The following is a 24,213-nucleotide window of genomic DNA, read 5'->3' as shown; positions in this document are numbered from 1 at the left end:
TGCAGTCTGCCTGTCGAGGCAGACTGCACCACTGCGCGGTCTCCGTCGCAGGCAGTGGTAGGCCAGCACGGCATTACGGCCCAGAAAGCCGTCACGACCTACCACTGAAACGACGGGCGTCCCCCGAAGGTTGGACGCTAGGCCGGGGCTTCGAAGTGCTGGTAGTCCTTCAGGGTTCGCCAGCTGCCGCCCCAGGTGAAGCCGCGGGTGGTGAAGGCGCTCCAGGCCCGGTCGCCGTGGCGGATCATGCCCGGGCGCGGGGCTGATCGGTCGGTGAAGGCCTGGCCGGCGGGCGGAAGGACGGTTCGGCCCTTGACGTAGGGGTTCTCCAGCGGGTTGAGGTCGATGGCCCGGCCGTAGGAATGGACCGAGAAGCCGCTGGTCGAACCCGTGATCGGGCGGCAGTTGAAGGCCGAGGTGTTGTCGGCGATCATCGACGCGTTGTCGTCGGCCCGGTAGCGGTCGACGCGGTTCATCCGCCTGATCGGGAAGCGGGCCGCATACAGGGTGTGGAAAGCGGCCACCACCTTGCCGGCCACGTCCTTGTGGACGATCAGCTCGCCCGCGTGGCGGACCCGGTCGAAGCCCCAGTGGGTCAGCTGCACCCGGCGCAGGTCGGCGAGCGGCACGGGGCAGCCCCGCCGCCAGGAGACGCCGATCATGGTTCTCGCGGTGGCAGCCTCGATGGTCCGGATCGAGGCCCGGTAACCGTCGCCGGCGGCGGAGGCGGGTGCGACGGCTCCGGAGACGGCCAGCACCGTGCCGATCACGGCTGATGCCATGGAAGCGAGGTACACGTTCGGATCCTGCCACGCCTGTTAGAGGACTTCCGGCGTTGAGTGAGAAGGGCGGTGATATGACGGTTTTGATAACATACGGAAGGTAGCGTGACGCCATGCCGGTTGGTGCGGGGCTTGTGCTGTCGTTGGTTGTTCCACTGCTTGCTGTGCCGATCGGGCCGGAAGTCGTCACGGTGGTCGATGACACGCGGGAGTTGTCGCGCAAGACCTATGCGGTGCCGACGGAGAAGGCGACGGAGCGGAAACCGGCGGGCAACACCCGGGAATGGCTCGGCCTCGACGACGTCAAGGGCAAGTTCTACCGCAAGAACTTCACGCTGCGCGCGGTCGGCGAGCACATCGAGGTCTGGGTGGCCGACGACCTGGCGTTCCCGGCCGGTGACTGCCGCAAGGATCCCGTCGTCGTCACGGATGCCCAGGTCAAGGGGCTGGTGCACGAGTTCGACACGGTGATCTACCCGCGGGAGACGGCGGCCTTCAGCACGCCGAAGGACCGGGACGGCTCCCATCCGCTGCTCGACGGGGACTTCACCGGCGACGGCGGCCGGACGGTGACGCTGGTCGACAACATCCGGGACGACAACTACTCGGACTTCCCGACGAACTCGACGTACATCGCGGGCTTCTTCTCCATCCAGCTGAACGGGCTGGTCGACCGCAACGTGATGACGATCGACGCCTACGACTGGGCGCACCGCACCGGCGCCAACCCGCCCGACGACGCCACCGACGACCTGTGCACGAGCCGGCCGGCCCGCCCGCACATGTACGAGGGCACGTTCGCCCACGAGTGGCAGCACCTGCTGCAGAGCTACACCGACCCGGACGAGGCGCTCTGGGTCAACGAGGGCCTGTCCGACTACGCGCAGAGCCTGGTCGGCTACGTCGACACGACCAAGGGCATCCACCGCCGCGGCGCCGACTCGCACCTCACCTGCTTCCAGGGCTTCGGCAACGTCCGGACCGGCTACAACACCACGCCCCGGGAGTGCGGCGGCCCGCAGAACTCGCTGAACCTGTGGAAGGAGGGCGAACCGGCCGAGGTGCTCGCCGACTACGGCATCGCCTTCCAGTTCATGCTCTACCTGCGCGACCGCTTCGGCGAGGACGTGCTCTCCGCGATCCACCGCGACGGCACGAAGCAGGGGATCGCCGGGGTCGCCGCGGCCCTGCCGGTCCCGTTCCACGACGTGCTGCACGACTTCCAGACGATGACCCTGGTCGACAAGCTGGTCGAGGGCGGCGTCCAGGATCCGCGGTTCACGTCCCGTTCCCTGCGCTCGACGGTCAACCTCAAGAATCCGGCCGCGTACGCCCGGCCGGGCGCCGCCCCGAACGGCGCCGACTACATCCAGCTGAAGAAGCCGGTCAACGCCGTCACCTTCCGGGGGGCGAAGACCCTGCCGCCGCGGAAGCTGGCCTGGACCGTGAAGGACGGCGCGCTCTTCTCGGGCGACGCCACGGATACCGACGCCACCGCGGTCGTCGCGGTGACCGTGCCCAAGGACGATCCGCACCTGCGGCTGAAGGCCAAGTACGGCGCCGAGCGGGAGTACGACTTCGGGTACGTGACCGTCTCCACCGACGGCGGCCGGACCTATCAGGCCGTCCAGGGCGACTTCACCATCGCCGGGCCGCTGGGCCCGGGCGTCTCGGGGGACACCGGCGGCGAGTTCGTGGCCCACTCGTACGATCTGTCGGCGTACGCGGGGATGAAGGTTCTGCTGGGTTTCCGCTATGTCAGCGACGGCGCCGTGAACGAGGGAGGCTGGTACATCACCGGCATCGACGTCGGCGGCCGGAAGATCGCGGCCGAGCCGAGGCTGTTCCGCTCGTACACCCAGATCCGGCCGGCCCCGGTGCACCACTGGGAGGTCAGGCTGATCGGGATCTCCGGGACCCGGTTCATCCAGGTCCCGGTCACCGAGGTCGCCCAGGTGCGGGACTACGACAAGATCGTCGCGGTGGTGGCGTACGACGAGCCCACCGAGACCGTGACGCAGTACGCGCCGTACACGCTCACCGTGTCCTAGCCCAGAGCGGCTCCTCGGCCACGTCCTCGCTGACCTGCAGCACCCGCAGCATGTTGAGGCCGGTCAGCTTCTGCAGGTCGGCGCCGCTCCAGCCGCGGTCGGCGAGCTCGGACAGCAGCCGGGGGTAGCCGGTCACGTCCTCCAGCCCGACCGGCAGCGAGTCGGTGCCGTCGTAGTCGCCGCCCAGCCCGATGTGGTCGACGCCGGCGACGTCACGGGCGTGCTCGATGTGGTCGGCGACCTGCCCGATCGTCGCCTCCGGGCGGGGGTTGGCGGCCAGCCAGCCGGCCAGCTCGGGGTGCTGCTTGCGCGGGGACGGACCGGCGAACTCGGGCGTCGTGCCGGGCGCGGGCGCGGCCGGCCACCAGTCCTCCTCCTCGGCCAGGCCGAGCCGCTCGGACTCCTCCCGCATCGCCGCCGTCCAGGCCACGATCTCGGCCGACACGAAGATCGGCACGAAGGTCAGCTGGACCACGCCGCCGTTGTCGCGGAGCCGGGTCAGCACGTCGTCGGGCACGTTGCGGCGGTGGTCGGTGACCGCCTTGGCCGACGAGTGGCTGAAGATCACCGGGGCGACGGCCACGTCCAGGGCGGCGTGCATGGTCACCGGCGCGACGTGGGAGAGGTCGGCGAGTACGCCGATCCGCTGCATCTCGCGCACGATCGCCCGCCCGGCGTCGGTGAGCCCGCCGACGGCCGGCTTCTCGGCGGCCGAGTCGGCCCAGGACGTGTTGTTGTTGTGGGTCAGCGTGACGTAGCGGACGCCGAGCCGGGCGAACGAGCGCAGCACCCCCAGCGAGGTGGCCAGGCTGTGCCCGCCCTCGATGCCGATCAGTGAGGCGATCCGGCCGTCGGCCCAGGCGCGTCGCACATCCCCCGCGGTGCACGCGATCGTCAAGTCGGCCGGGTACGCCGCGACCATCCGGTGGACGGCGTCGACCTGCTCCATGGTCGCCACCACGGCCTCGGGCTCGGGCAGGTCGGACGGCACGTACACGGACCAGAACTGGGCGCCGACCCCGCCGGCCCGCAGCCGCGGCAGATCGGTCTGCACCCCGGGGAGCGGCTGGTCGAGGCCCTCGACCGAGTAGGAGCGCTGGGCCCGGAGCTGCATCGGCAGATCGTTGTGCCCGTCGATCACCGGCGCGGCCCGTAACACGTCAGAGACCAGGGGATTCATTCGCACTCCTTCAGCGGCGAGAGGGTGATCGCAGCTTCGCACGAGGACCCGTTGAGGTTGCAACCGGCTGGCACCGGGACGGGCACTGGGGGTGCACCGCCCGCACCGGAATCTTCTCTGCATGCCCGGCCGAACACCCGGCCGGACAACGCGGGGGAGTTAAGAAATTGCGTTCTCAGCTTCGCAAGTCGATGTCCGTCCTGGCTGCCGCGGTGACCGGCGCCGGAGTCGCGTTCGGCGCGCCGTCGGTGGCGGGGGCCGCCACCGGCGCTGAGCTGAAGATCGCGGCGAGCGACGACACCTACACCTCGAGCGTCCGCAAGGCCGCGGCGTTCGGCGACCAGGACAAGCTGGTGATCGGCACGCTCGACAAGGACGTGAAGGTTTCCTACCTGAAGTTCGTCGTGCCGGCCGGCACGAGCGTCACCGGCGCCCGCCTGAAGCTGACCACGATCGGCCCGGTCACCGGCAAGGTCACGGTCAGCCGCGTGCTGAGCAACGCCTGGACCGAGAAGAAGCTGACCTCGGCCACCGCCCCGGCGCTGGGCCTGGGCGTGGCCTCGGCCACCGGCTCGGACATGACCTTCGACCTGGGCGCCGAGATCACCGGCCCGGGCACCTACTCGCTGGCCGTGAAGTCGGCCTCGAAGTCGGTCGTCACGCGGTTCCGCTCGTCGGAGACGTCGGTCGGCGCCCCGCAGCTGGTCGTCACGACCAAGAAGGCCGACGCGCCGGTCGAGGTGCCCACCCAGGAGCCGACACCGCCGCCGGTCGTCGAGCCCACCCCGGAGCCCACCCCGGAGCCCACCAAGCCGACCAAGCCGTCGAAGGACTGCGAGACCGACGCCATGCTCGTGCCGTCCTGCGGCGTGATGTGGGGCGGCGCGGCCGGCGGTTTCACCGACACCCCGCGCGACGAGGCCCTGAAGGAGTGGGAGCAGACCACCGGTCGCACGGCCACCATCTTCCACCAGTACCACAAGGGTGACGAGCCGTTCCCCACCAAGATGGAGATCGCGATGACCCGGGACGCCGCCAAGCCGCGCGTCCTGCTGCTGAACTGGAAGATCGCGTACGGCTCGACCTGGGCCAAGGTTGCCAAGGGCGAGCAGGACAAGCGCATCGACGCGTTCGTGGCGCGCGTGAAGGCGACGTACCCGGAGAAGTTCTTCCTGGTCCTGAACCACGAGCCGGAGAACGACGTGGTGGCCACGGCCGGCTCCGGCTGGGAGGCCAAGGACTTCGCGGCGATGTACCGGCACACCATCCTGCGCCTGCGCAGCAAGGGCCTCACCAACGCGATCAACGTCATGGCCTACATGGGTAACGAGAAGTGGATGTCGCAGTCCTGGTGGAAGGACCTGTACCCGGGCGACGACGTGGTGGACTGGATGGGCCTGGACTCCTACGTCAGCGCCGAGAAGGGCTACTACCACTACGGCATGTTCGCCGACCTGCTCGACCGCCAGGGCAAGACCGGACCGGACTTCTACGAGTGGGCGACCACCAAGCACGCCTCGAAGCCGCTGATGATCGCCGAGTGGGGCGCCTACCACCGGATCGGCAAGCCGGCCGACAAGGCCCCGCAGTACAACAGCGTCCGCCCCGAGCTGAGCAAGCGCCCGGCGATCAAGGCGATCGTGCACTTCGACACCGAGCACGACGACGAGGGTGACCGCGACATCAGCATCACCAGCACCAAGACCGGCCTGGCCGCCTTCAAGAAGCTGGCCACCGACCCGATCTTCAACGTGAAGCTCAACCTGAAGTAGTCGAACAGGGACTCACGAGCCGCCCGGCGGGCCTGCCGGGCGGCTCGTGCCGTGTCTGAGCCCGTCCATCAGCAGGTCGAGCAGCCGGGACGCCTGGGCCGGGTCGGCCGAGCCGGTGATGCCGCCGAGGCCGACCAGCACGTCGAGGGCGAGCACGTCGGGCCGGATCGCGCCGGCCGCCACGCCCGCGGCCAGCAGGTCGCCGATCGCCCCGACCAGCCGTTCCCGGCTGTGCGCGAACGGGTTCCCGCCGGAGGCGATCAGCGCCCGCAGGGCGTCGCCCAGGTCGCGTTTGGTCCTCATGTAGCTCACGTACCGGTCCATCCAGGCGCGCAGCGCCGCGTCCGGCGGGCCGGCCGCGAGCAGTTCGGGCACGGCGCCGACGATCCGGTCCAGCTCGTTCTGGTACGCGGCCGCGATCAGCGCGTCGCGGGTGGGGAAGTGCCGGTACAGGGTGCCGATGCCGACCCCGGCGGCCTTGGCGATCGCCTCGAGCGACACGTCCGCGCCGTCGACGGCGAACGCCTGCACGGCCACGGCGAGCAGCTTGTCGCGGTTGCGCTGCGCGTCGGCCCGCAGCGGGCGCGCCTCGGTCATCTGGTGTTCCTTCCGACACAGCGGCGTGGCAACCGGAGGGACCTCCGGTTAATCTCGGAGGCGTACCGGAGGATCCTCCGGTTCCCATCGTAGACGGAGATGCTTCGCGGTCGAGGCCGACCGGCGCTGGGCCGAGGACGGTATCCGGGTCAACGCCCTGCACCCGGGCTCGATCCGGACGAACCTCCAGCGGCACATCACGCCCGAGGAGCTCGCCGAGCGCCGGCGGGCGGCCGGCCTCACCGCGGCCGTGGTCAAGACGGCCGAGCAGGGCGCGGCCACCTCCGTGCTGGCGGCGTCGCCCCGGCTGGACGGCGTGGGCGGCCGGTACTTCGAGGACTGCAACCAGGCCGAGCCGGTTGTGCCGGGTGTGCGGCGTGGGGTCGCGGCGTACGCGCTCGACCCCGAGGCCGCCGGCCGGCTCTGGCGGGAGAGCCTGCGGCTGCCGGCCCGGTAATCCTCAAGTGATCCCGGCCACGCCCGATTTCGAATGATGTCGAGCAGACCGGCGGCTGGGAGGGGTGGGATGGCGGTCCGGCGTACCGAAACCGTTCTGATCCTGGCCCTGTTCTCGGCGGCCGCGATCTGTCTGACCACGGGACTCGGCGGGGAGATCTTCACCCGCGACCTGTCCAACATCGCCATCACCCTGGCCGCCGCCGTGGCCGGGATCGCCTGCCTCGGCAACGCGATCACCCGGCCCGGGCGGATGCGGTGGGCCTGGATCGGGATCGGCCTCGGCTCCCTGTCGTACGCGCTGGGCGAGGGCGTCTGGACCTACGGCGAGACCTTCCGCCACCTCGAGATGCCCGTCCCGTCCCTGGCCGACCTGTTCTACCTGGGCACGGTCCCGCTCACCGCGGCCGGCCTGCTGCTCGTCCCGGTGGCCCGGCCGACCATGGCCAACCGGTTCCGCAGCATCGTCGACGGCCTGATGATCGCCGCGTCGCTGCTGCTGATCAGCTGGATCTTCGTGCTGAACCCGCTGCTGCGGACCGGCGCCGACGACCAGGCCGGCCGCTACGTCCTGCTCGCCTACCCGGTCAGCGATGTCGTCCTGATCACGGTCGTGCTCCACATGCTCGCCCTGCTTCGCCGCGGCGGCCAGGACTGGGTGCCGTTCACGCTGGTCGGGGCCGCGGCCGCGCTCCTCGGCGTCTCCGACAGCGCGTTCACCTTCGCCGGCCTGGACGGCGGCTACCGCTCGGGCGGGGTGATCGACCTGGGCTGGCTGGCCGGCTTCATGCTGGTTCTGCTGGCCGCCCGCCGCCCGGAGCCGCCGGCCATCGTCGAGCACGGCGACGACCAGGCCGACCAGCAGCCGTTCGCGATGGTCGTCCCGTACGCCGCGGTCGTGGTGGCCCTGCTGATCAGCGTCGTCGAGTACGCCGTGACCGGCCCGGACGCCTTCGTCACCTGGACCCGCTCGGCGCTGATCCTGCTCATCGTGTGCCGGCAGATCCTGACCCTGCTCGAGAACCGGGCGCTGCGGAAGCGGCTCGAGGACCGGGTCGCCGGGCGTACCGCCGAACTCCAGGCCCGGGAGAACCGCTTCCGCGCGCTGGTGCAGCAGAGCTCCGACTCGGTGGCGGTGATCGACCGCGACACCACGATCCGGTACCAGAGCGAGTCGGTCGAGCGGATCTTCGGGTTCACCGCCGACGAGCTGGTCGGCGTCCGGCTCAAGGACGCGGTCGGCAGGCGTACGAAAGCGCAGCTCGAAGCCGCGATCGACGCGGTCCTGCAGCGGCCGCTGGCCACCGTCGTGGTCGAGACCATGCTGCCGCACAAAGCGGGCGGTCGCCGGCACGCCGAGGTGACCATCACCAACCTGCTGCACGACCCCACGGTCAACGGGCTGGTGCTCAACACCCGCAACATCCACGAGGCCAAGGTGCTTCAGGACCAGCTGGTCCACGAGGCGTACCACGACACGCTGACCGGGCTGGCCAGCCGGGCGCTGTTCCGCGAGGAGCTGGACTCCGCCGTCGACGAGGTGGCCATCCTGTTCCTCGACCTGGACGGGTTCAAGGAGGTCAACGACAGCCTCGGGCACGCCGCCGGCGACACCCTGCTGACCCAGGTGGCCGACCGGCTGCGCGCCTCGGTGCGCGACGGCGACACGGTGGCCCGGTTCGGCGGCGACGAGTTCGCGGTGCTGGTCGACTCGGTGACCGCGATGGCCGACGCCACGACGGTGGCCGGGCGGATCATCGCGGCGATGGCCCAGCCCTTCCCGGTCGGCGGCCGTGAGCTGCACGTCGGCGCCAGCATCGGCATCGCCTCGGCCGCCGACGCCGGCGACATCCAGCAGCTCCAGCGGAACGCCGACCTGGCCATGTACAAGGCCAAGGCGGCCGGCGGGAGCGGCTTCGCGGTGTACGACCCGGCCATGCACGACAAGCTCGTCGAGCGCCTGGAACTGGAGGCCGACCTGCGCCGCGCCCTGGAGCGCGACGAGCTGACCCTGCACTACCAGCCGACCGTCGAGATGGCCACGGGCCAGATCACCGGCTTCGAGGCGCTGGTCCGCTGGCGTCACCCGGTCCGCGGGATCGTCTCGCCGCTGGAGTTCATCGGGATCGCCGAGGCGACCGGGCTGATCGGGCCGCTCGGCCGCTGGGTGCTGGCCGAGGCCTGCCGCCAGGCGGTCGCCTGGGGCGCGGGAACCACCCGCCGGCTGAAGATGGCGGTGAACGTCTCGGTACGCCAGTTCGACCACTGCGACCTGGCCGAACTCGTGGCCGAGGTGCTGGCCGAGACCGGGATGCCGGCCGACCAGCTGTGCCTGGAGATGACCGAGAGCGTGCTGCTCACCGAGACCGACGAGAACCTGGCCCAGCTCCAGCGGGTCAAGGCGCTCGGGGTCACGCTGGCCATGGACGACTTCGGCACCGGGTACTCGTCGCTGGCCTACCTGCGGCGCTTCCCGATGGACGTACTCAAGATCGACCGCTCGTTCGTCGACCGGCTGGGCGGGGACGACGAGGACGCGGCGCTGGTGCGGACCATCGTGCGGCTGGGCCAGAGCCTCGGCATGCAGACCGTGGCCGAGGGCATCGAGAACGTCGTCCAGCTGTCGGCGCTCCGGGAGATGGAGTGCGACTTCGCACAGGGGTACTACTTGTCGAAGCCGCTGCCCGCTCCCGAGGCCGGCGCCATCCTCGCCACCGGAATCCGGACACCCATCGCCGCCTGGGACGCCTCAAGCCTGGTTTTAAACCAGGCCTGAAGGCAGCCGGAATGGATTCGTGCCACGATGGGCGCGAGAGTCCGGGTTCCAACGCGGGAGTGTCGAAGCACAATGAGCGATCACGTTTCCGACAGCGCCGAGTGGCAGGCCGTCCAGGGTCTCGCGGAGAAGTTCTCCGCGGTGCACCTGCGAGACCTGTTCGACAGCGATCCGGGGCGCGGTGAGAAGCTCACCGGCCAGGTCGGCGATCTGTACGTGGACTACAGCAAGAACCTGGTCACCGACGAGGTGATCACCGCCCTGGTCGCGCTGGGGGAGAAGGCCCGGCTGCGCGAGCGGACCGCCGCGATGTTCGCCGGCGAACACATCAACGTCACCGAGGACCGGGCCGTGCTGCACACGGCGCTGCGCCTGCCGCGCGACGCCACGCTGGTGGTCGACGGGCAGGACGTGGTCGCCGACGTGCACGAGGTGCTCGGCCGGATGGGCGACTTCAGCGACAAGGTGCGGTCGGGCGAGTGGCGTGGCGCCACCGGCGAGCGCATCCGCACCGTGGTCAACATCGGCATCGGCGGGTCCGACCTGGGGCCGGTGATGGCCTACGAGGCGCTGCGGGCGTACGCGACCCCGGAGATCGAATGCCGGTTCATCTCCAACATCGACCCCACCGACCTCTACGCCAAGACCCACGACCTCGACCCGGCGACCACGCTGTTCGTGATCGTGTCCAAGACGTTCGGCACCCAGGAGACGCTGACCAACGCCACCGAGGCCCGCAACTGGCTGCTGGCGAAACTGGGCGGCGACGACTCCGCGGTGGCCAAGCACTTTGTCGCGGTCAGCACCAACGCCGACAAGGTGTCCGCGTTCGGCATCGACACGGCGAACATGTTCGGCTTCTGGGACTGGGTCGGCGGCCGCTACTCGCTGCCCTCCGCGGTCGGCCTGTCGGTGATGATCTCCATCGGCCGCCAGCAGTTCGCCGAGCTGCTGGCCGGTTACCACACCGTCGACGAGCACTTCCGCAACGAGCCGATCGAGCGCAACATCCCGGCGCTGCTGGGCCTGCTCAACGTCTGGTACGACACGTTCCTCGGCGCCCAGTCGCACGCGATCCTGCCGTACTCGCAATATCTGCACCGCTTCGCCGCCTACCTCCAGCAGCTCACCATGGAGAGCAACGGCAAGGGGGTACGCCTGGACGGCACCCCGGTCGCCTTCCAGACCGGCGAGGTCTACTGGGGCGAGCCCGGCACCAACGGCCAGCACGCCTTCTACCAGCTGATCCACCAGGGCACCAAGATGATCCCGGCCGACTTCATCGGGTTCAGCCAGCCCAACCACGACATCGGCGGCATGCACGACCTGTTCATGTCGAACTTCTTCGCCCAGACCGCGGCGCTCGCCTTCGGCCGCACCCTGGAGCAGGTGCAGGCCGAGGGTACGGACGCGGCCGTCGCCCCCCACCGGGTGATGCCGGGCAACCACCCGACCACCACGATCGTCGCCGACAAGCTGACCCCGAGCGTGCTCGGCCAGCTCATCGCCCTGTACGAGCACATCACGTTCACCCAGGGCACGGTCTGGCAGATCAACTCGTTCGACCAGTGGGGCGTCGAGCTCGGCAAGGTGATGGCCAACCAGCTCGCCCCGAAGCTCACCGACACCGCCACGCCGGCGTCCGACCGGGACAGCTCCACGAACACGCTGATCGCGCGGTACCGTGCGGCGCGTGGCCGTTGATTCCCTAGCGTTACGCCTGCACAGCCTGCTGCTGCGAGACCACCCCGGCGGACGTCCGTCCGATGTCGCCGGGGTGGTTCGCTGGTTCGGGGCGATGCAGGCGCAGGACATGGCGTCGGTGCTGTGGTCGCTCGGCGCCCGGCTGCCCGGCGTCACGGCCGCCGCGATCTCCGCCGCGCTCGAGGACCGTTCGGTCCTGCGGACGTGGCCGATGCGCGGCACCGTCCACCTGATCCCCTCGGCCGACGCGCGCTGGATGCTCGAGCTGATGGGCGTCCGGGCGCTGGCCGGCGCGGCCAAACGGCGCGAGGTCATCGGGTTGTCGCTGGAAGCGGCCGAGCGCGGGGTCTCGGTGCTCGCCTCGGCGCTGGCCGGGGGCAAACGGCTGACGCGGGCCGAGTGCCTGCGCACGCTCACCGGGGCGGGCATCGACGTGGGCGGTCAGCAGGGCTACCACCTTCTCTGGTACGCCAGCCAGCAGGGCGTGACAGCGATCGCGCCGCACGTGGGCAAGGAGCAGACGTTCGTGCTCCTCTCCGACTGGGCTTCTGCTTCTGACTCGCCCTCGCGGGAGGAGGCGCTGGGCATCGTGGCGTTGCGCTACTTCCGCTCGCACGGGCCGGCCACGGTCGCCGATCTGGCCCGCTGGACGGGTCTCACCGTTCGCGACTGCCGGCTCGGGGTCTCGGTCGCCGGGGATGCGCTCGCTTCCATCGATGACCTGGTGTTCGACGCCGCTCTGTCCGGCTTCGAGCCGCCGCCGCTGGACGACTGGCTGGCCCTGCCCGGGTTCGACGAGTACCTGCTCGGCTACAAGGATCGCGCGCTGATGTTCGCCGACCCCGCCCACTTCGACGCGGTGGTGCCCGGCGGCAACGGCATCTTCCAGGCCACGATCGTCCGGTCCGGCGTGGTCGTGGCGACGTGGAAGCGGGTGCTCGGTTCCAGGTCGGTCGTCGTGACCGTGCAGCCGCTGGTCCCGTTGAAGGCCGGCGACCGCAAGCACGTGGCGGCCGCGCTCCAGCCGTACGCGTCCTTTCAGGAGCTGGATCTCGATGTCCGCTGGCCCTGAGGTGACCTGGAGCGCCGGCCCGGTCTCGCTGACCGCCGCGTCGGGCAGCGTGGTCGGCTACCGCTACGACGCCAACTACGACGTCGTCCACGTGGCCGCCGACCGCGCGCTCGCGGTGGTGGCCGACGGCATGGGCAGCGGTCCGGGCAGCGCCGCGGCCGGGCGTACCGCGGTCTCCACCTTCGTCGCGGCGGCCGCCCCCGGACCGGCCGCCCTGCTGTCCGCCGTGGCCGACGTCCAGCGCGAGGTTCGCGCGGCGGGCCAGGGGATCGGCGGCCTGACCGGCTGCACGCTGACCGCGTTCGTGGGCGACGGCGACCGGGCCTGGCTGGTCCAGCTCGGCGACTCCCGGGTCTACCGGTTGCGCAACGGGCTGCTCGAACTGCTCACCTCCGACCACACGATGGCCTGGCTCGGCGTCACCCACGGCTGGCTGACCCTGGACTCCGAGGCCGGCCACCGCGCCGGGTACCACCTGACCCGCTACGCCGGGCACCCCGACGCCCCCGAACCCGACATCCTGGCCGTGTCCCTGCGCCCGCGCGACCGCCTCCTGCTGTGCACCGACGGCGTCCACGGGCAGCTCTCCTACGACCACCTCCAGTCCGCGCTGGCCGCCGACCGCCCGCCCCCCTCCACGGTGTCCCGCCTGCTGGCCGACACCCTGCAGACCGGCGACGACAACGCCACCGCGGTCCTCATCGACGTCGGCGCGTTCACCCGTCCCGTCGGCGGATGACCCCGCGCTTCGCGCAGTCCGACGACGGCGAGGACCAGCGCGGTGAGCGGCCAGGGCGCGTAGACGATCCCGGCCGGCCGGCCGCCCGCCCCCGGTCCGGGTCCGCCTGATCGGTACTGCTCACGCTCGTCGGTTGCGGCTTCTCCATCGCCGCCAGCTGCCGGCCTAGGAAACCAGCGCCCTGGCCTGCGACCTCGCCCTGCCCTCGCGCAGTGCCGCGGCCGCCCTGCCCTCGCGCAGTGCCGCGGCCGCCGGGTCGTCGCCGGTGTACGGCACCGCCGCGGTTGACGGCCGGCTGCGCCGCCCGCGACCGCGTCCACCTGGTGATCATCGGGTACGAGACGGGCCGGGTCGCCGCGCCCGTCGTATCGTCGGGTGTGACTTCCCGGCGTGACGGTGCGGTCGTCGGCCTGGCCTGCACCGTGCAGTTCGTCGACGTGATCGGCGTGACGCTGCTCGTGGTGGCACTGCCGACCGTGCAGCACGACCTTGGGCTGTCAGCGGCGATGCTTTCCTGGGTGGCCGGTGGGTATGCGCTGGTCTTCGGCGGTCTGCTGGTGCCCGGCGGCTGGGTGGTCGATCTGGTCGGCCGGCGGGCCGCGTTCCTGGCCGGCAGCGCGGTCGTCGCCGCCGGTTCGGCGGTGTGCACGGTCGCCGGCGGTGGCGGCGCACTGCTGGCCGGGCGGGCGATCCAGGGCGCCGGCGCGGCGGTCGCGGTGCCGGCCGCTCTCGCCCTGGTCCTGGTCACGACGCCGGAAGGGGCACGTCGCCGCCGGGCGCTCGGGCTGTGGACGGTCGCGGGCGCGGTGGGTGGCGCGTCGGGCTTCGTGCTCGGCGGGGTGGTCACCGAATACGTGGGCTGGCGGTGGTTGTTCGCGGCCGTCGCCGTGCTGGAGGTCATCGCGGTGGCGATCACGCCGCTGCTGGTCGGCCCGTCCGACCGCCGCGCCGCCGCTTCCCGCACTGCGGCCATTTCGGGTGGTCCGGCCATGTCGCGCGGTGCCGGCAGCTCTCGCGGTGCCGGCATCTTGCGCGGTGCCGCCGGGTCGAGGGCTGTCGGGGCTGGGGTTGCCGGACGGCTTGACCTCGGCGGGGCGGGGCTGGCCGTCGTGGCTGTGGTCGCGCTGGTGTGGTCGCTCAACCACGGACTCGGCTCGCCGGTGTCGTGGGCCGGACTGCTGGTGGCGGCGGCCGCCGGGATCGCCTTCGGGGTGCTGGAGCGGCGCGTAACCGTACCCATGGTTCCGCCGTGGGTCTGGCGGATGTCGTCGTTCCGCCTCGGGGCGGGCACGGCGGTCGTCCTGACCGCCACCACCAGTGGCGCCTCCGTGGTCGGCACCCTCTTCCTCCAGGACGGGCTGGGGCTGTCCGGCGCGGCCAGCGGCGCTTGCTTCGTGCTGCTCAGCGGCGGTGTCGTGGTCTCGTCGGCGCTGGCGCCGGCCGCCCTGCGCCGGATCGGCCCGCGCCGCGCGATGGTGACCGGCTTCGTGGTGATCGCGGCGTCGCTGGCCACGGAGGCGCTGAGCGTCGGCCGCACGTCCCTGGCCGGCTTCATGATCGGCCTGGCCGGCTCCGGCCTCGGTCTCGGTCTGGCCTCGGTCGCGTCCACCGCGCACGGGACCGCCGAGGCCACCGACGACACCAGCGGCCTGATCGGTGGCCTGCTCACCGCCGCGGCCCAGATCGGCACGGCCATCGGCATCGCCCTCCTGCTGACGGCGACAACCGACTGGGCAACCGCCTTCCTGCTGGCCGCCGCCACCGCGGTCCTCGCAGCCATGGCGTGCGCGCTGGCGGACATCAGGGCCGGAGCGGGCCGGGGTGTCCGACGACCGGGTGGGTCGCGGGGTCAACGGTGATCGGGCGATCGGGTGGCTGCGGCGTCAGGGGTGGTCGGGCGATCGGGGGCTCTGGCACAAAGTTGGTGAATCGGTCTCGACCCCGGTCGACGATGGCCGTCCGATGTGGATGATCATGTTCGCCGTGCGATGATCATGGTATTGAGCTGTTGCTGCCTCATCTCGGCTCCTTGCGGATCAGGCAGGTGCGTGCCGAGGGGCGTGCGGGGCCTGCCGGTGCCCGAGGCGGGGACGGTGTCGGTGGTCGGCGTCGACGACTTCGCGTTCCGCAAGGGCCGTGACTACGGCATCATCATCATCATCAACATGGACACGGGCCGACCGGTTGACCTGCTCCCCGACCGCCGCTCGGACACCTTCGCCGACTGGTTACGCGCTCACCCGGGCGCGCAGGTGATCTGCCGAGACCGGGCCAGCGGCTACGCCGAAGGCGGCCGGCTCGGCGCGCCGGACGCGATCCAGGTCGCTGACCGGTTCCACTTGCTGCAGAACCTCACTCAGGCGGTCGACCGAGTCGTCCGCGCCCACCGCGCCTGCCTGAAAGACCGGCCCGAGGCCGAAGCCGTGGCACAACCTCGACCGCCCGCCGACAACCCCGATGAGCAGGGCCGTCGCGCCAGCGTGACCCGCCAGCGGCACGCCGAGGTCCGCGCCTTGAACCTGACCGGCGTCGGGACCACTGCGATCAGCAGGGCGCTGAACCTCGACGCCAAGACGGTGCGTCGCTACCTGCGGGCAGAAACCCCCGGCGAGCTGCTCGCCGAGGCCATGCCCCGGGAAAAGGAACTCGACGAACATGTCGGCTACCTCGCGAAACGCTGGGAGCAGGGCTGCACCAACGCCGTCACGCTGACCAACGAATTACGCGAGCGCGGCTACCGCGGCAGCGCTCGCACCGTGCGCCGCCTGCTGCAGACCTGGCGCGACGGCACCGTCAATCCGACCGCGGTGATCGCTGTCGCCCCCAAGCCGCGCGAGGTGACCGGATGGATCATCCGGCCAGCCGCCGAACGCACCGGCCAGGAACAAGCCGACCTGAACCGCATCCTGCAGCGCTGTGACAGCCTGCACATCGTCGACCGGCTGGTCAGCGACTTCGCCGGTATGCTCCACCAGCTTCGCGGACCACACCCACCCGCACGGCTTAATGAAAGACGGAGGGTAGGAGAACAGATCCGGTCTCCGTCATCCACGCCGGAATCGCCAGACCAGATGAGGCGACGGCTTCCCGTCCGCCGCGACCGGCCGACCGGCTACCATATCGACGAGCACGGCCGATCGGTCGCGTCGATGACGGCGTTCGGGATCCTGCCCCCGTTTCACCGGCGTCGCGGTCCATGACGCCTACAGCGGCTACGACGGTTTCGCCGCTGCCACGCACGCCTTGTGCAATGCGCGCATCCTCTTCAGCGGCAACCGGGATCGGCGAGTTCGACCCACAAGCCCGCGCGGACGGCTGGGCCGAGGACCTCGTGAACCTGCTCGTCGACGCCCACCGCTGGGTCGCCCACCGGCGCACCCAAGACCACACGGCGCTGCCGCCGTTCAAGCTCGACGACCTGTCCACCCGCTACGACCGTCTCGTCGAACAGCCTCTGAGCATTCATCAACACCGCCCTGGCAAGCAACACCGGCCAGGAACCCGGCCTTACGACTACGAGACCGGAAACCCGAGTTCCTACGGTTCGCCACCGTCGCGTTCTCGAACAACGTCGCCGAACGGGCCGTCCGGATGATCAAATCCAAGACCCGGGTCAGCGGCGGCTTCCGCACCCTCACCGGCGCCCAAACGTTCCTCGCCATCCGCGGCTACATCTCGACCATCCGCAAGAACGGCTCCCGAACTACGTCACGCACTCCTCGGCAACCCATGGATGCCCCCGACGGTCGCGTGACCTGAACAGTCACGCCGCGAGGAGCTTCGCTGTGCCCAGGATCGTCGCGAAGTAAGGACGGGTACCCGAGGTCGATCATCGCCGGGTAGAAGGGCGGTTGCCGGAATAGGTCTCGGCAGCATGTCGGGCATCATGGTCAACCGCCCCCAATGGAGCTCGCGTACAACGCGTCGAAGGCCGCGGTCCACCACCTGACCAAGTCGATGGCGGTGGAGTGGGCACCCTACGGCATCCGTGTCAACGCGGTCGCGCCCGGATACTCAAGACCGAGATGGCGCCGGTCGACCGGCCCGAGTTCCGGCGCCACTGGATCGAGGACTGCCCCCAGCAACGCTTCGCATCGCCGGAGGAGATCGCCCCAGCGTCGTCTTCCTCGCCAGTGACGCCGCCTCCTTCATCACCGGCTCCGTGCTCGTGGCCGACCGTGGCTACACCGCGGTCTGACGCCGGCACGCGCGCCGGTCTCCCCGCGTCCATCACCCCCGCCTCGCCGACGCGCCCGCTCCCCACCACCCCCGCCTCACCGACCCGCACGCGCCGGGCGCACATCGCCCGCCGGTCATTCCACCGTCGAGACCCGGGATCCACTCTCGTACGAGCTGATGATCGCCTCGGCGAGCATCAGCGCCCGCCGGCCGGCGCTGATGGGTACGGGAGGTGGGCCGCCGGCCCGCAGCGCGGCGAGCAACTCATCGACGTGCCGGTCGAAGGTGGCGTGGAAACTGCGGTCGGTGTCGTTGAAGTATCCCGCCTGCCAGACGTGAGCGGTCTCGTCCTCGGCACGCTGGAAGCTGTAGCGGCGAACGGTGTCGTCGATGAGGATCCGTCCGGCGGTGCCGTTGAGCTCGACCCGGTGGGCGTCCCGGTAGGCATAGGACGAGTCGTACGAGCCGACCAGGCTGCCGACCGCGCCGTTGCCAAACCGCGCCGCCACGACGAGCGTCGACCAGCCGTGCCCGCTCGGGTCCGCCAGTTGCGCCACGACCGACTCGATCGGGCCGAAGAGGTGTTCCAGAAGGTCCAAGCCGTGGCATTGGGTCTCGATGAGGTTCGCGTGCGGGTGCCGGCTGGTCCCGGGCTCGCCACCGAAGCGCCAGGTCGCGAAGGCGAGCCGGCCGAGGTCTCCCCGGCCGATGGCGGCGACGGCCAGGCGGACGGGCTTGGCGTACCGGTGGTTGAAGTTGATGCCGACGAACAGGTCTCGCCGGGCCGCCTCGGCAACCAGGGTGTCGGCCTCGGGCAGCGCGAACACGAGCGGCTTCTCCAGCAGCAGCGGCACCCCCGCCCGGATGAGCCGCAGCGTCGGCTCGTAGTGCCGCTCGTTCGGCAGGCAGACCGCGACGAGATCGGGCCGGGTCCGGTCCAGCATCTCGTCGAGGTCGACGTAGGCGGCCGTGCCGAACTCGGCGGCTCTGGCCGCGGTCCGGCCCGGATCCCTGCCGACGATGGCGACCAGGGAGGTGTCGGTTCGGCCGGCGAACAGCTCCGCGTGGTGCCGCCCCCACCAGTCGCCGGTGCCGACGACGGCGACCCGCACCGGCACGGTGTTCGGGGACATGGGGGGCCGGACGACCCCTGGTGCGTATCGTGCCGCGGCGTTCATCGCATCCTCCGGCGGGTGAGACGGGACTGGATCAGCACCACGACCACGAGGAACGTGCCGCTGACGACCTGTTGGTAGTACGCGGTGAGGGTGCCGATCTGGTTGATGAGGTTCTGAATGACCTTGAGCAGCAGCACCCCGGCGAGGGTCCCGCTGAGCGAGCCGGCGCCACCGGTGAGCAGAGTGCCACCGATCACCACGGCGGCGATCGCCTCCAGCTCGCGGCCCTCGCCGATGGTCGGCAGGCCGGACTGCGTCTGCGCGGCCACCAGCACTCCGGCGATGCCGGTGAGCAGCGCGCTCAGGACGTACACCAGCACCCGGACCCTGGCGACCGGCAGACCCATCAGCTCGGCCGCCTCCTGGCTGTCGCCGATGGCGAACGTGGCCTGGCCGAACCTGGTTCGGTTGAGCACCACGACACCGGCGGCGAAGACCACCAGCGCGAGCCAGACCGGCGCGCTGAGCCCGAGCAGGCGTGCCTGGCCGAGCTTGGTGAGGGTCAGCTCGGCCGGGATGATGTACACCGTGTTGCCCTCGTCGGCGACGGCGAACGCCAGGCCACGGGCGAAGAGCAGGGCGGCCAGCGTGACGATGAACGGTGCGATCCGGGCCCGGCCGATCAGCAGCCCGTTGACCAGTCCGATGACGCCGCAGACGGCGAGCGGCAGCAGCACAGCGGTGACGGTGCCCCAGCGGGAGCCGTACGCGGTCAGCACACCACTGACCGCAAGGAGCGACCCGACCGAGAGGTCGATGCCGCCGCTGAGGATGACGAACGTCATGCCGGTCGCGATGAGCAGCAGGTAGGAGCTGTCCAGAGCGATGTTGCCGAGATTGCGGCCACTCGCGAAGCTTTCGCCGAAGATGAGCGAACCGGCGACGAGCACCAGGACGAGCACGATCGGCGTGCCGGCCCGGTCGGGACGCCACCACAGCAGACGGGCGACGGTCCTCGGTTCGGCTCTCGGAGCCGCGGTGTTCTCGACGGCGGTCATGCTGTGCCTCCTTTCGGCATGCCCTTCTGGCCCTCGCCTGCGAGGCTGTGGGCGGGTGCGGCCGGGTGCCGCTCGGTGCAGGCGGTCATGCCCTGCTCCGTCCGCGTTGGACGTACACGGCGGCGACGATGATGCCGGCCTGGAGCATGCGGGCCGTGGAGTCCGGCAGATCCTGCTGGATCACGGTGGCGGTGATCAACTGCATCAACAGGGCTCCCATCAGCGTGCCCACGATGCGGACACGGCCGCCGGACAAGGGGGTGCCGCCGACGACGACGGCGGTGATCGCGCTGAGCTCGATGAGCAGACCGACGAACGAGGGATCGCTGGCCCCCTGCCGAGCGGTGCTGATCACCCCGGCGGTTGCGGCCAGCAGCCCGCTGATGATGTAGACGGTGACCAGGGTGCGCTTGACCGGCAGGCCGGCCAGGGTGGCCGCGGCCCGGTTGCCGCCGACCGCCAGCAGCCGCCGTCCGAACGCGGCTCGGTGGACCGCGACTGCCGCCGCCCCGGTCACCACGAGCACCAGAAGGACGCTGACCGGGATGCCGAGGACCGCGTCGTTGCCGAGCGCGCCGAGGACGGGGTCGAAGATCTCGGTCAGCCGGCCCTCGGCGAGCACCAGGGCCAGCCCGCGGCAGGCGACCAGCATGCCGAGGGTGGCGATGATGGGTTGCATGCGGGCGAACGCGACCAGCGATCCGTTGACGGCTCCGACGGCGGCGCCGGCCAGCACCGCGATCGCGATGGCCGGCCAGGCGCCGTAGCCGAGGTACAACGGCAGCAGCGCGGCGCTGATCGCCATGGTGGAGCCGACCGAGAGATCGATGCCCTCGCTGGCGATGACCAGGGCCATGCCGACCGCGACGATCGCGACCGGTGCGACCTGCACCAGCTGGAGACGCAGGTTGGCCACGGTGGCGAAGTTCGGCGTGAAGGCGAGGTTGAAGACCAGAAGCAGGGCGATCGCGAGATAAACGCCGCCCGACTGGAGCAGGCCCAAGGTGTCCAGGCGGCCACGCCGGGCGGTGAGGGCGTCCGTCATCAGAGGCCCCCCTCCGGTGCGGCGGGTGCCCGCACCGCCTGATCGTCCTCGGAGGCCTGGGCGATCGCGTGCATGATGTGGTCCTCGCTGACATCGTCGCCGCGCAGCAGGGCGACGACGGCGCCGTCGCGCAGCACGAGTACCCGCCCGGCGCCCTCCACGACCTCCTCGAGTTCCGAGGAGATGAGAAGCACGCCCAGGCCGAGCGTGGCGAGTTCGCTGATCAACGACTGGATCTCGGCCTTGGCGCCGACGTCGATGCCGCGGGTCGGCTCATCGAGAATGAGCACTTTGGGGTACAGGCACAGCATCCGGGCGAGCAGGACCTTCTGCTGGTTGCCGCCGGACAGCTCGCCTACCTTCTGATCGAGGCTCGACGCCTTGATCCGGAGCCGTTTGACGAACGTGTTCACGATCTCGTCCTGCCGGCGTCGGGAGACGAACCCCGCCGTGGTGAGCCTCGGCAGCGCGGCCAGCACGATGTTGTCGCGAACGCTGAGTTCACCCACGATCCCCTCGGACTTGCGGTCCTCGGGCACCATCCCGATTCCGCTGCGGATGGCGGCGGCCGGGCTCCAGCGCCGGGCGGAACCGCCGTCGACGCTGACGGTTCCGGCGTCGAGTCCATCGACGCCGAAGATGGCCTTGGCGGTCTCGGTGCGGCCGGAGCCGAGCAACCCGGCCAGGCCCACGACCTCACCGGCGTGCACCTCGACGCTGACGTCGTCGAGCAGCGGACGGCGGGTGAGCCCTTCGGCACGCAACACCGGTGTGCCGGTGGCCTCGAGCTGCCGGTCGTCGAAGGTCGTCGCGCCGTGCCGGCGGATCTGGTCGACGTCCCGGCCGAGCATCGTGGCGACCAGCCGTAGCCTGGTGGTTCCGGCGACCGGCCCGGTGTGCACCAGGCGTCCGTCGCGCAGGACCGTCACCTGGTCACAGATCCGGAAGACCTCGTCGAGCTTGTGCGTCACGTAGAGCACCGCGACGTGCCGGCGGCGCAGCAGCGCGACGACGTCGAGCAGCAGATCGACCTCGCGGGGCTCCAGCGACGAGGTCGGCTCGTCCATGATGACCACCCGCGCGTCGCCGGACACCGCGCGGGCGACGGCGATCATCTGCTGCACGCCGAGGCCGAGTTCGCCGAGCCTGCGTCGCACGTCGACGGTGATCCCGTAACCCGCCAGGACTTTCCTGGCGTCGCGGTGCATGCGCCGGAAGTCGATGAGGCCGAACCGGTTGGTGGGTTCGCGGCCCAGGTACAGGTTGCCGGCGACGCTGCGCATCGGCACCAGGTTGACCTCCTGGTAGATGGTGCTGATGCCGGCGGCCTGCGCGTCACGGGGGTGCGCGAAGGCCGCCGGCTCGCCGAGATAGCGCACCTCGCCGTCGTCCGGCCGGTACACCCCGGTGATGAGCTTGATCAGCGTGGACTTACCCGCACCGTTCTCGCCGACCAGCGCGTGCACCTGGCCGGGGTGCAGTTCGACGGAGACACCGGCCAGGGCGCGAACGCCGGCGAAGTGCTTGCCGACCGAGCGCACGTCGACGGCGGGAGTGGTCATCGGGCCGCTCACTCTCAGGGTCGTCAGTACGCGTTGGCGAGTTCGGTCTTGGCGTTGTCCTTCGTGTACTCCTTGTCGGAGATGATGGTCTTCTCGACGACGCCCGTGCCGCTGTAGAAGTCCTCGAGTGCCTGGAAGGCGAGCGGACCGAAACGGGGGTTGGACTCGATGACGCCGGCGATCCAGCCGTCGAGGATTCCCTGGACGGCGCCCTTCGTACCGTCGATCGTGATGATCTTGATGTCGCCCGGCTTCTTGTTGGCGCCCTTGAGTGCCGCGACCGCCCCCAGCGCCATCTCGTCGTTCTCCGCGTAGATGGCGCCGATCCGGGGATTGGCCGAAATGAGCTGCTCGGTGACCTTCTGCCCCTTCTCCCGGGTGAAGTCGCCGGTCTGCTCGGCGACGACCTTCAGCGCGGAGTTCTTGGCAGCCAGCTGGTCCTTGAAGCCCTTGGTGCGGTCGACCGTCACGTTGACGCCGGACGCGCCGAGCAGGATCGCGACCTCGCCCTTGTCACCGGTCGCCTTGATCAGGGCGTCCGCGGCACGCTGACCCTGGACGACGAAGTCGGAGCCGATCCAGCCCAGGTAGTCATTGCAGGGCGTCTTCGTGGTGAGCAGCCGGTCGATGGTCATCACCGGCACCTTGGCGTCCTGGGCCGCCTTGAGCGCGGGGTCGAGGCCCTCCGAGTTGAGCGGTGAGATGATCAGCGCCTGGGCACCCTGGGCGATCATGCCCTGAATGTCGGCGATCTCCTTGTTGAGGTCGGACTGCGCGTTGGTGGTGATGAGCTTGATGCCCCGCTTGGCCGCCTCCTCCTTGATGGACTGCGTCTCCGTGATCCGGAACGGATTCGCTTCCTTCTCCGACTGAGCGAAACCCACGGTGATGGTCTTCAGGTCGAGCTTCGGGACACCGCCGTTGTACTTCTCCGGTATGCAGTTGTCGGTTCCCGTGGTGGTCTGGACCTGCTGTGCTGCCGAACCGTTCGCGCTGGGAGCGTCGTCGCCGTCGCCGGCGGCCTTGGTGCAGCCGGCGGTGAGCACGAGCACGGCCAGTGTGGCACCGGCCGCGGCGCCACGGATGAGCTGTCTGGGGCTGGGCATCGCTGGCGTCCCTTCACATGGGGGCATGACGGACCAGGGCCCTGCGCGGCAAGGAGAGGTGCGCAGGTGCCAGAAGTTGAAAGAGTTTGACTGGAACTGGGGCAGATCGTAGCCACGTTGTGGCAGCTGCTGTCAATAGCCGAAACGAAATGACCAGGGATGATGGAGGTGACCGGGGTGCGCCGGTCTGCCGCCGTCACGCGATCTGTACGTCGATGCCTTCCGCGCGCAACCGGCGGACCATGTCGGGATCCGCCGCGTCGTCGGTGACCAGCACGTCGATGCGGTCGCTCGGCACGGTCTGGCACATCGTGTCGTGACCGATCTTCGTGTGGTCGGCGAGCACGACGACCTGCTTCCCGGCGGCCATCATCGCCTGGTCGGTCGCGGCCGCGAAGACGTTGGGCGTGGTCAGGCCGCGCTCGGTGGTGACGCCGTCACCGGAGAGGAACACCTGCGCGCCCCGCAGGCCCTGGAGGACCTGCTCGGTGATCGGACCGACCATCGCGCCGATCGAACGGCGCAGCGCACCGCCGACGAGCACGACGTCGATCTGCGGTGTGCCGATGAGCTCCTGAGTCACCGGAATCGAGTTGGTCACCACGGTCAGATGCCCGATCGTGGTGAGCCGCCGGGCCAGTGCGGTGGTGGTGCGGCCCGGACCGAGCAGCACGGCGCTACCCGGTACGACGAGCCCGGCGGCGTGCGCCGCGATGGCCTCGCGTTCGGCGCGCACCGCGTCGATCGGCGCACCGTCGGCGGAGGCCGGTGGGGGGCTCTCGACCGGCTCGGCGGGCGTGCTCGATGGCGCTCGCGGCGCCGCTGGTGCGATGGCGGGCAGGGGGCCGACGCCGCCTCGCGTCGCCGCGAGCAGCCCGTCGGCCACCATGGAGCGCAGATCCCGGCGCACCGTGGACTCGGAGATCCCGAGCACCTCGGCGAGTTCGCGGAACGAGACGTAGCCCTGGTCGCGAACCCGCTCCAGTAGCCGTCGACGCCGCTCGGCGATCAGCACC

Annotated in this window: 19 protein-coding genes and 2 pseudogenes; 12 read left to right on the top strand and 9 right to left on the bottom strand. The window is 70.5% G+C overall.

Annotated elements, in window-relative coordinates:
• Positions 1 to 137: 137 nt before the first annotated feature.
• The gene (locus AB0M54_RS19090) at positions 138 to 782 is read right to left on the bottom strand and encodes a M15 family metallopeptidase (RefSeq protein ID WP_364472757.1); all 645 of its coding nucleotides are present in this window, start codon (positions 780 to 782) and stop codon (positions 138 to 140) included.
• A 113-nt stretch (positions 783 to 895) separates the two neighbouring features.
• Here AB0M54_RS19090 and AB0M54_RS19085 point away from each other — a divergent pair, with 113 nt between their 5' ends.
• Positions 896 to 2,833 (top strand): peptidase M6 immune inhibitor A, encoded by a 1,938-nt coding sequence (locus tag AB0M54_RS19085; protein ID WP_364319201.1) that lies wholly within the window; start codon positions 896 to 898, stop codon positions 2,831 to 2,833.
• Here the strand turns inward: AB0M54_RS19085 and AB0M54_RS19080 are convergent.
• The gene (locus AB0M54_RS19080) at positions 2,820 to 4,013 is read right to left on the bottom strand and encodes a dipeptidase (RefSeq protein WP_364472756.1); all 1,194 of its coding nucleotides are present in this window, start codon (positions 4,011 to 4,013) and stop codon (positions 2,820 to 2,822) included. The two genes, AB0M54_RS19085 and AB0M54_RS19080, sit on opposite strands and share 14 nt — an antisense overlap.
• 191 nt (positions 4,014 to 4,204) lie before the next feature.
• Between AB0M54_RS19080 and AB0M54_RS19075 the strand changes: the two genes are divergently transcribed.
• A complete protein-coding gene (locus tag AB0M54_RS19075; protein ID WP_364472754.1) occupies positions 4,205 to 5,785 on the top strand; it encodes a DNRLRE domain-containing protein in 1,581 nt (526 codons plus the stop codon).
• Positions 5,786 to 5,797: 12 nt separating this feature from the next.
• Here AB0M54_RS19075 and AB0M54_RS19070 read toward each other — a convergent pair whose 3' ends face one another.
• Positions 5,798 to 6,382 carry a TetR/AcrR family transcriptional regulator gene (locus AB0M54_RS19070; RefSeq protein ID WP_364319196.1) on the bottom strand — a complete coding sequence of 195 codons (585 nt, stop codon included), beginning with the start codon at positions 6,380 to 6,382 and terminating at the stop codon, positions 5,798 to 5,800.
• A gap of 136 nt (positions 6,383 to 6,518) precedes the next feature.
• Here AB0M54_RS19070 and AB0M54_RS19065 point away from each other — a divergent pair.
• The 10 genes and pseudogenes from AB0M54_RS19065 to AB0M54_RS19020 all read left to right on the top strand — a co-directional run.
• A pseudogene (locus tag AB0M54_RS19065) lies at positions 6,519 to 6,839 on the top strand (oxidoreductase); the annotation flags it as partial.
• 69 nt (positions 6,840 to 6,908) lie between these two features.
• Positions 6,909 to 9,614: an EAL domain-containing protein gene (locus tag AB0M54_RS19060; protein WP_364472752.1), complete on the top strand. Its 2,706-nt coding sequence runs from the start codon at positions 6,909 to 6,911 to the stop codon at positions 9,612 to 9,614.
• A gap of 72 nt (positions 9,615 to 9,686) precedes the next feature.
• A complete protein-coding gene (pgi, locus tag AB0M54_RS19055) occupies positions 9,687 to 11,318 on the top strand; it encodes a glucose-6-phosphate isomerase (protein WP_364472750.1) in 1,632 nt (543 codons plus the stop codon).
• Positions 11,308 to 12,390: a winged helix DNA-binding domain-containing protein gene (locus AB0M54_RS19050; protein WP_364472748.1), complete on the top strand. Its 1,083-nt coding sequence runs from the start codon at positions 11,308 to 11,310 to the stop codon at positions 12,388 to 12,390. The genes pgi and AB0M54_RS19050 overlap by 11 nt, the downstream gene beginning before the upstream one ends.
• Positions 12,374 to 13,129 carry a protein phosphatase 2C domain-containing protein gene (locus tag AB0M54_RS19045; RefSeq protein ID WP_364319188.1) on the top strand — a complete coding sequence of 252 codons (756 nt, stop codon included), beginning with the start codon at positions 12,374 to 12,376 and terminating at the stop codon, positions 13,127 to 13,129. The genes AB0M54_RS19050 and AB0M54_RS19045 overlap by 17 nt, the downstream gene beginning before the upstream one ends.
• Before the next feature lie 377 nt (positions 13,130 to 13,506).
• Positions 13,507 to 14,988: an MFS transporter gene (locus AB0M54_RS19040; RefSeq protein ID WP_364472746.1), complete on the top strand. Its 1,482-nt coding sequence runs from the start codon at positions 13,507 to 13,509 to the stop codon at positions 14,986 to 14,988.
• Positions 14,989 to 15,189: 201 nt separating this feature from the next.
• Positions 15,190 to 16,329: a transposase gene (locus AB0M54_RS19035; protein ID WP_364472744.1), complete on the top strand. Its 1,140-nt coding sequence runs from the start codon at positions 15,190 to 15,192 to the stop codon at positions 16,327 to 16,329.
• A 131-nt stretch (positions 16,330 to 16,460) separates the two neighbouring features.
• Complete coding sequence (locus tag AB0M54_RS19030; RefSeq protein WP_364473010.1) at positions 16,461 to 16,724, top strand: hypothetical protein; 264 nt, start codon at positions 16,461 to 16,463, stop codon at positions 16,722 to 16,724.
• A pseudogene (locus AB0M54_RS19025) lies at positions 16,667 to 16,888 on the top strand (transposase); the annotation flags it as partial. The gene AB0M54_RS19030 and the pseudogene AB0M54_RS19025, both read left to right, overlap by 58 nt.
• A 144-nt stretch (positions 16,889 to 17,032) precedes the next feature.
• Positions 17,033 to 17,266 carry an SDR family oxidoreductase gene (locus AB0M54_RS19020; RefSeq protein ID WP_364319182.1) on the top strand — a complete coding sequence of 78 codons (234 nt, stop codon included), beginning with the start codon at positions 17,033 to 17,035 and terminating at the stop codon, positions 17,264 to 17,266.
• Positions 17,267 to 17,442: 176 nt separating this feature from the next.
• On the opposite strand, the gene AB0M54_RS19015 is transcribed toward AB0M54_RS19020, so the two are convergent.
• From AB0M54_RS19015 to AB0M54_RS18990, 6 genes are all read right to left on the bottom strand, one after another.
• Positions 17,443 to 18,441: a Gfo/Idh/MocA family oxidoreductase gene (locus AB0M54_RS19015; protein ID WP_364319180.1), complete on the bottom strand. Its 999-nt coding sequence runs from the start codon at positions 18,439 to 18,441 to the stop codon at positions 17,443 to 17,445.
• Positions 18,442 to 18,482: 41 nt separating this feature from the next.
• Positions 18,483 to 19,484 (bottom strand): ABC transporter permease, encoded by a 1,002-nt coding sequence (locus AB0M54_RS19010; protein ID WP_364472742.1) that lies wholly within the window; start codon positions 19,482 to 19,484, stop codon positions 18,483 to 18,485.
• Positions 19,485 to 19,569: 85 nt separating this feature from the next.
• The gene (locus AB0M54_RS19005; protein WP_364319176.1) at positions 19,570 to 20,529 is read right to left on the bottom strand and encodes an ABC transporter permease; all 960 of its coding nucleotides are present in this window, start codon (positions 20,527 to 20,529) and stop codon (positions 19,570 to 19,572) included.
• A complete protein-coding gene (locus tag AB0M54_RS19000; protein WP_364472740.1) occupies positions 20,529 to 22,091 on the bottom strand; it encodes a sugar ABC transporter ATP-binding protein in 1,563 nt (520 codons plus the stop codon). The genes AB0M54_RS19005 and AB0M54_RS19000 overlap by 1 nt, the downstream gene beginning before the upstream one ends.
• 23 nt (positions 22,092 to 22,114) lie before the next feature.
• Positions 22,115 to 23,197 (bottom strand): ABC transporter substrate-binding protein, encoded by a 1,083-nt coding sequence (locus tag AB0M54_RS18995; protein WP_364472739.1) that lies wholly within the window; start codon positions 23,195 to 23,197, stop codon positions 22,115 to 22,117.
• 196 nt (positions 23,198 to 23,393) lie between these two features.
• Positions 23,394 to 24,212, bottom strand: coding sequence for a DeoR/GlpR family DNA-binding transcription regulator (locus AB0M54_RS18990; RefSeq protein ID WP_364472737.1), 819 nt, complete (start codon positions 24,210 to 24,212; stop codon positions 23,394 to 23,396).
• Position 24,213 lies beyond the last annotated feature (1 nt).

This window comes from Actinoplanes sp. NPDC051470 (genome assembly GCF_040682035.1).
GTDB lineage: Bacteria > Actinomycetota > Actinomycetes > Mycobacteriales > Micromonosporaceae > Actinoplanes.
The sequence above is the reverse complement of the archived record's forward strand: the minus strand, read 5'-3'. Positions and strand labels throughout refer to the sequence as shown.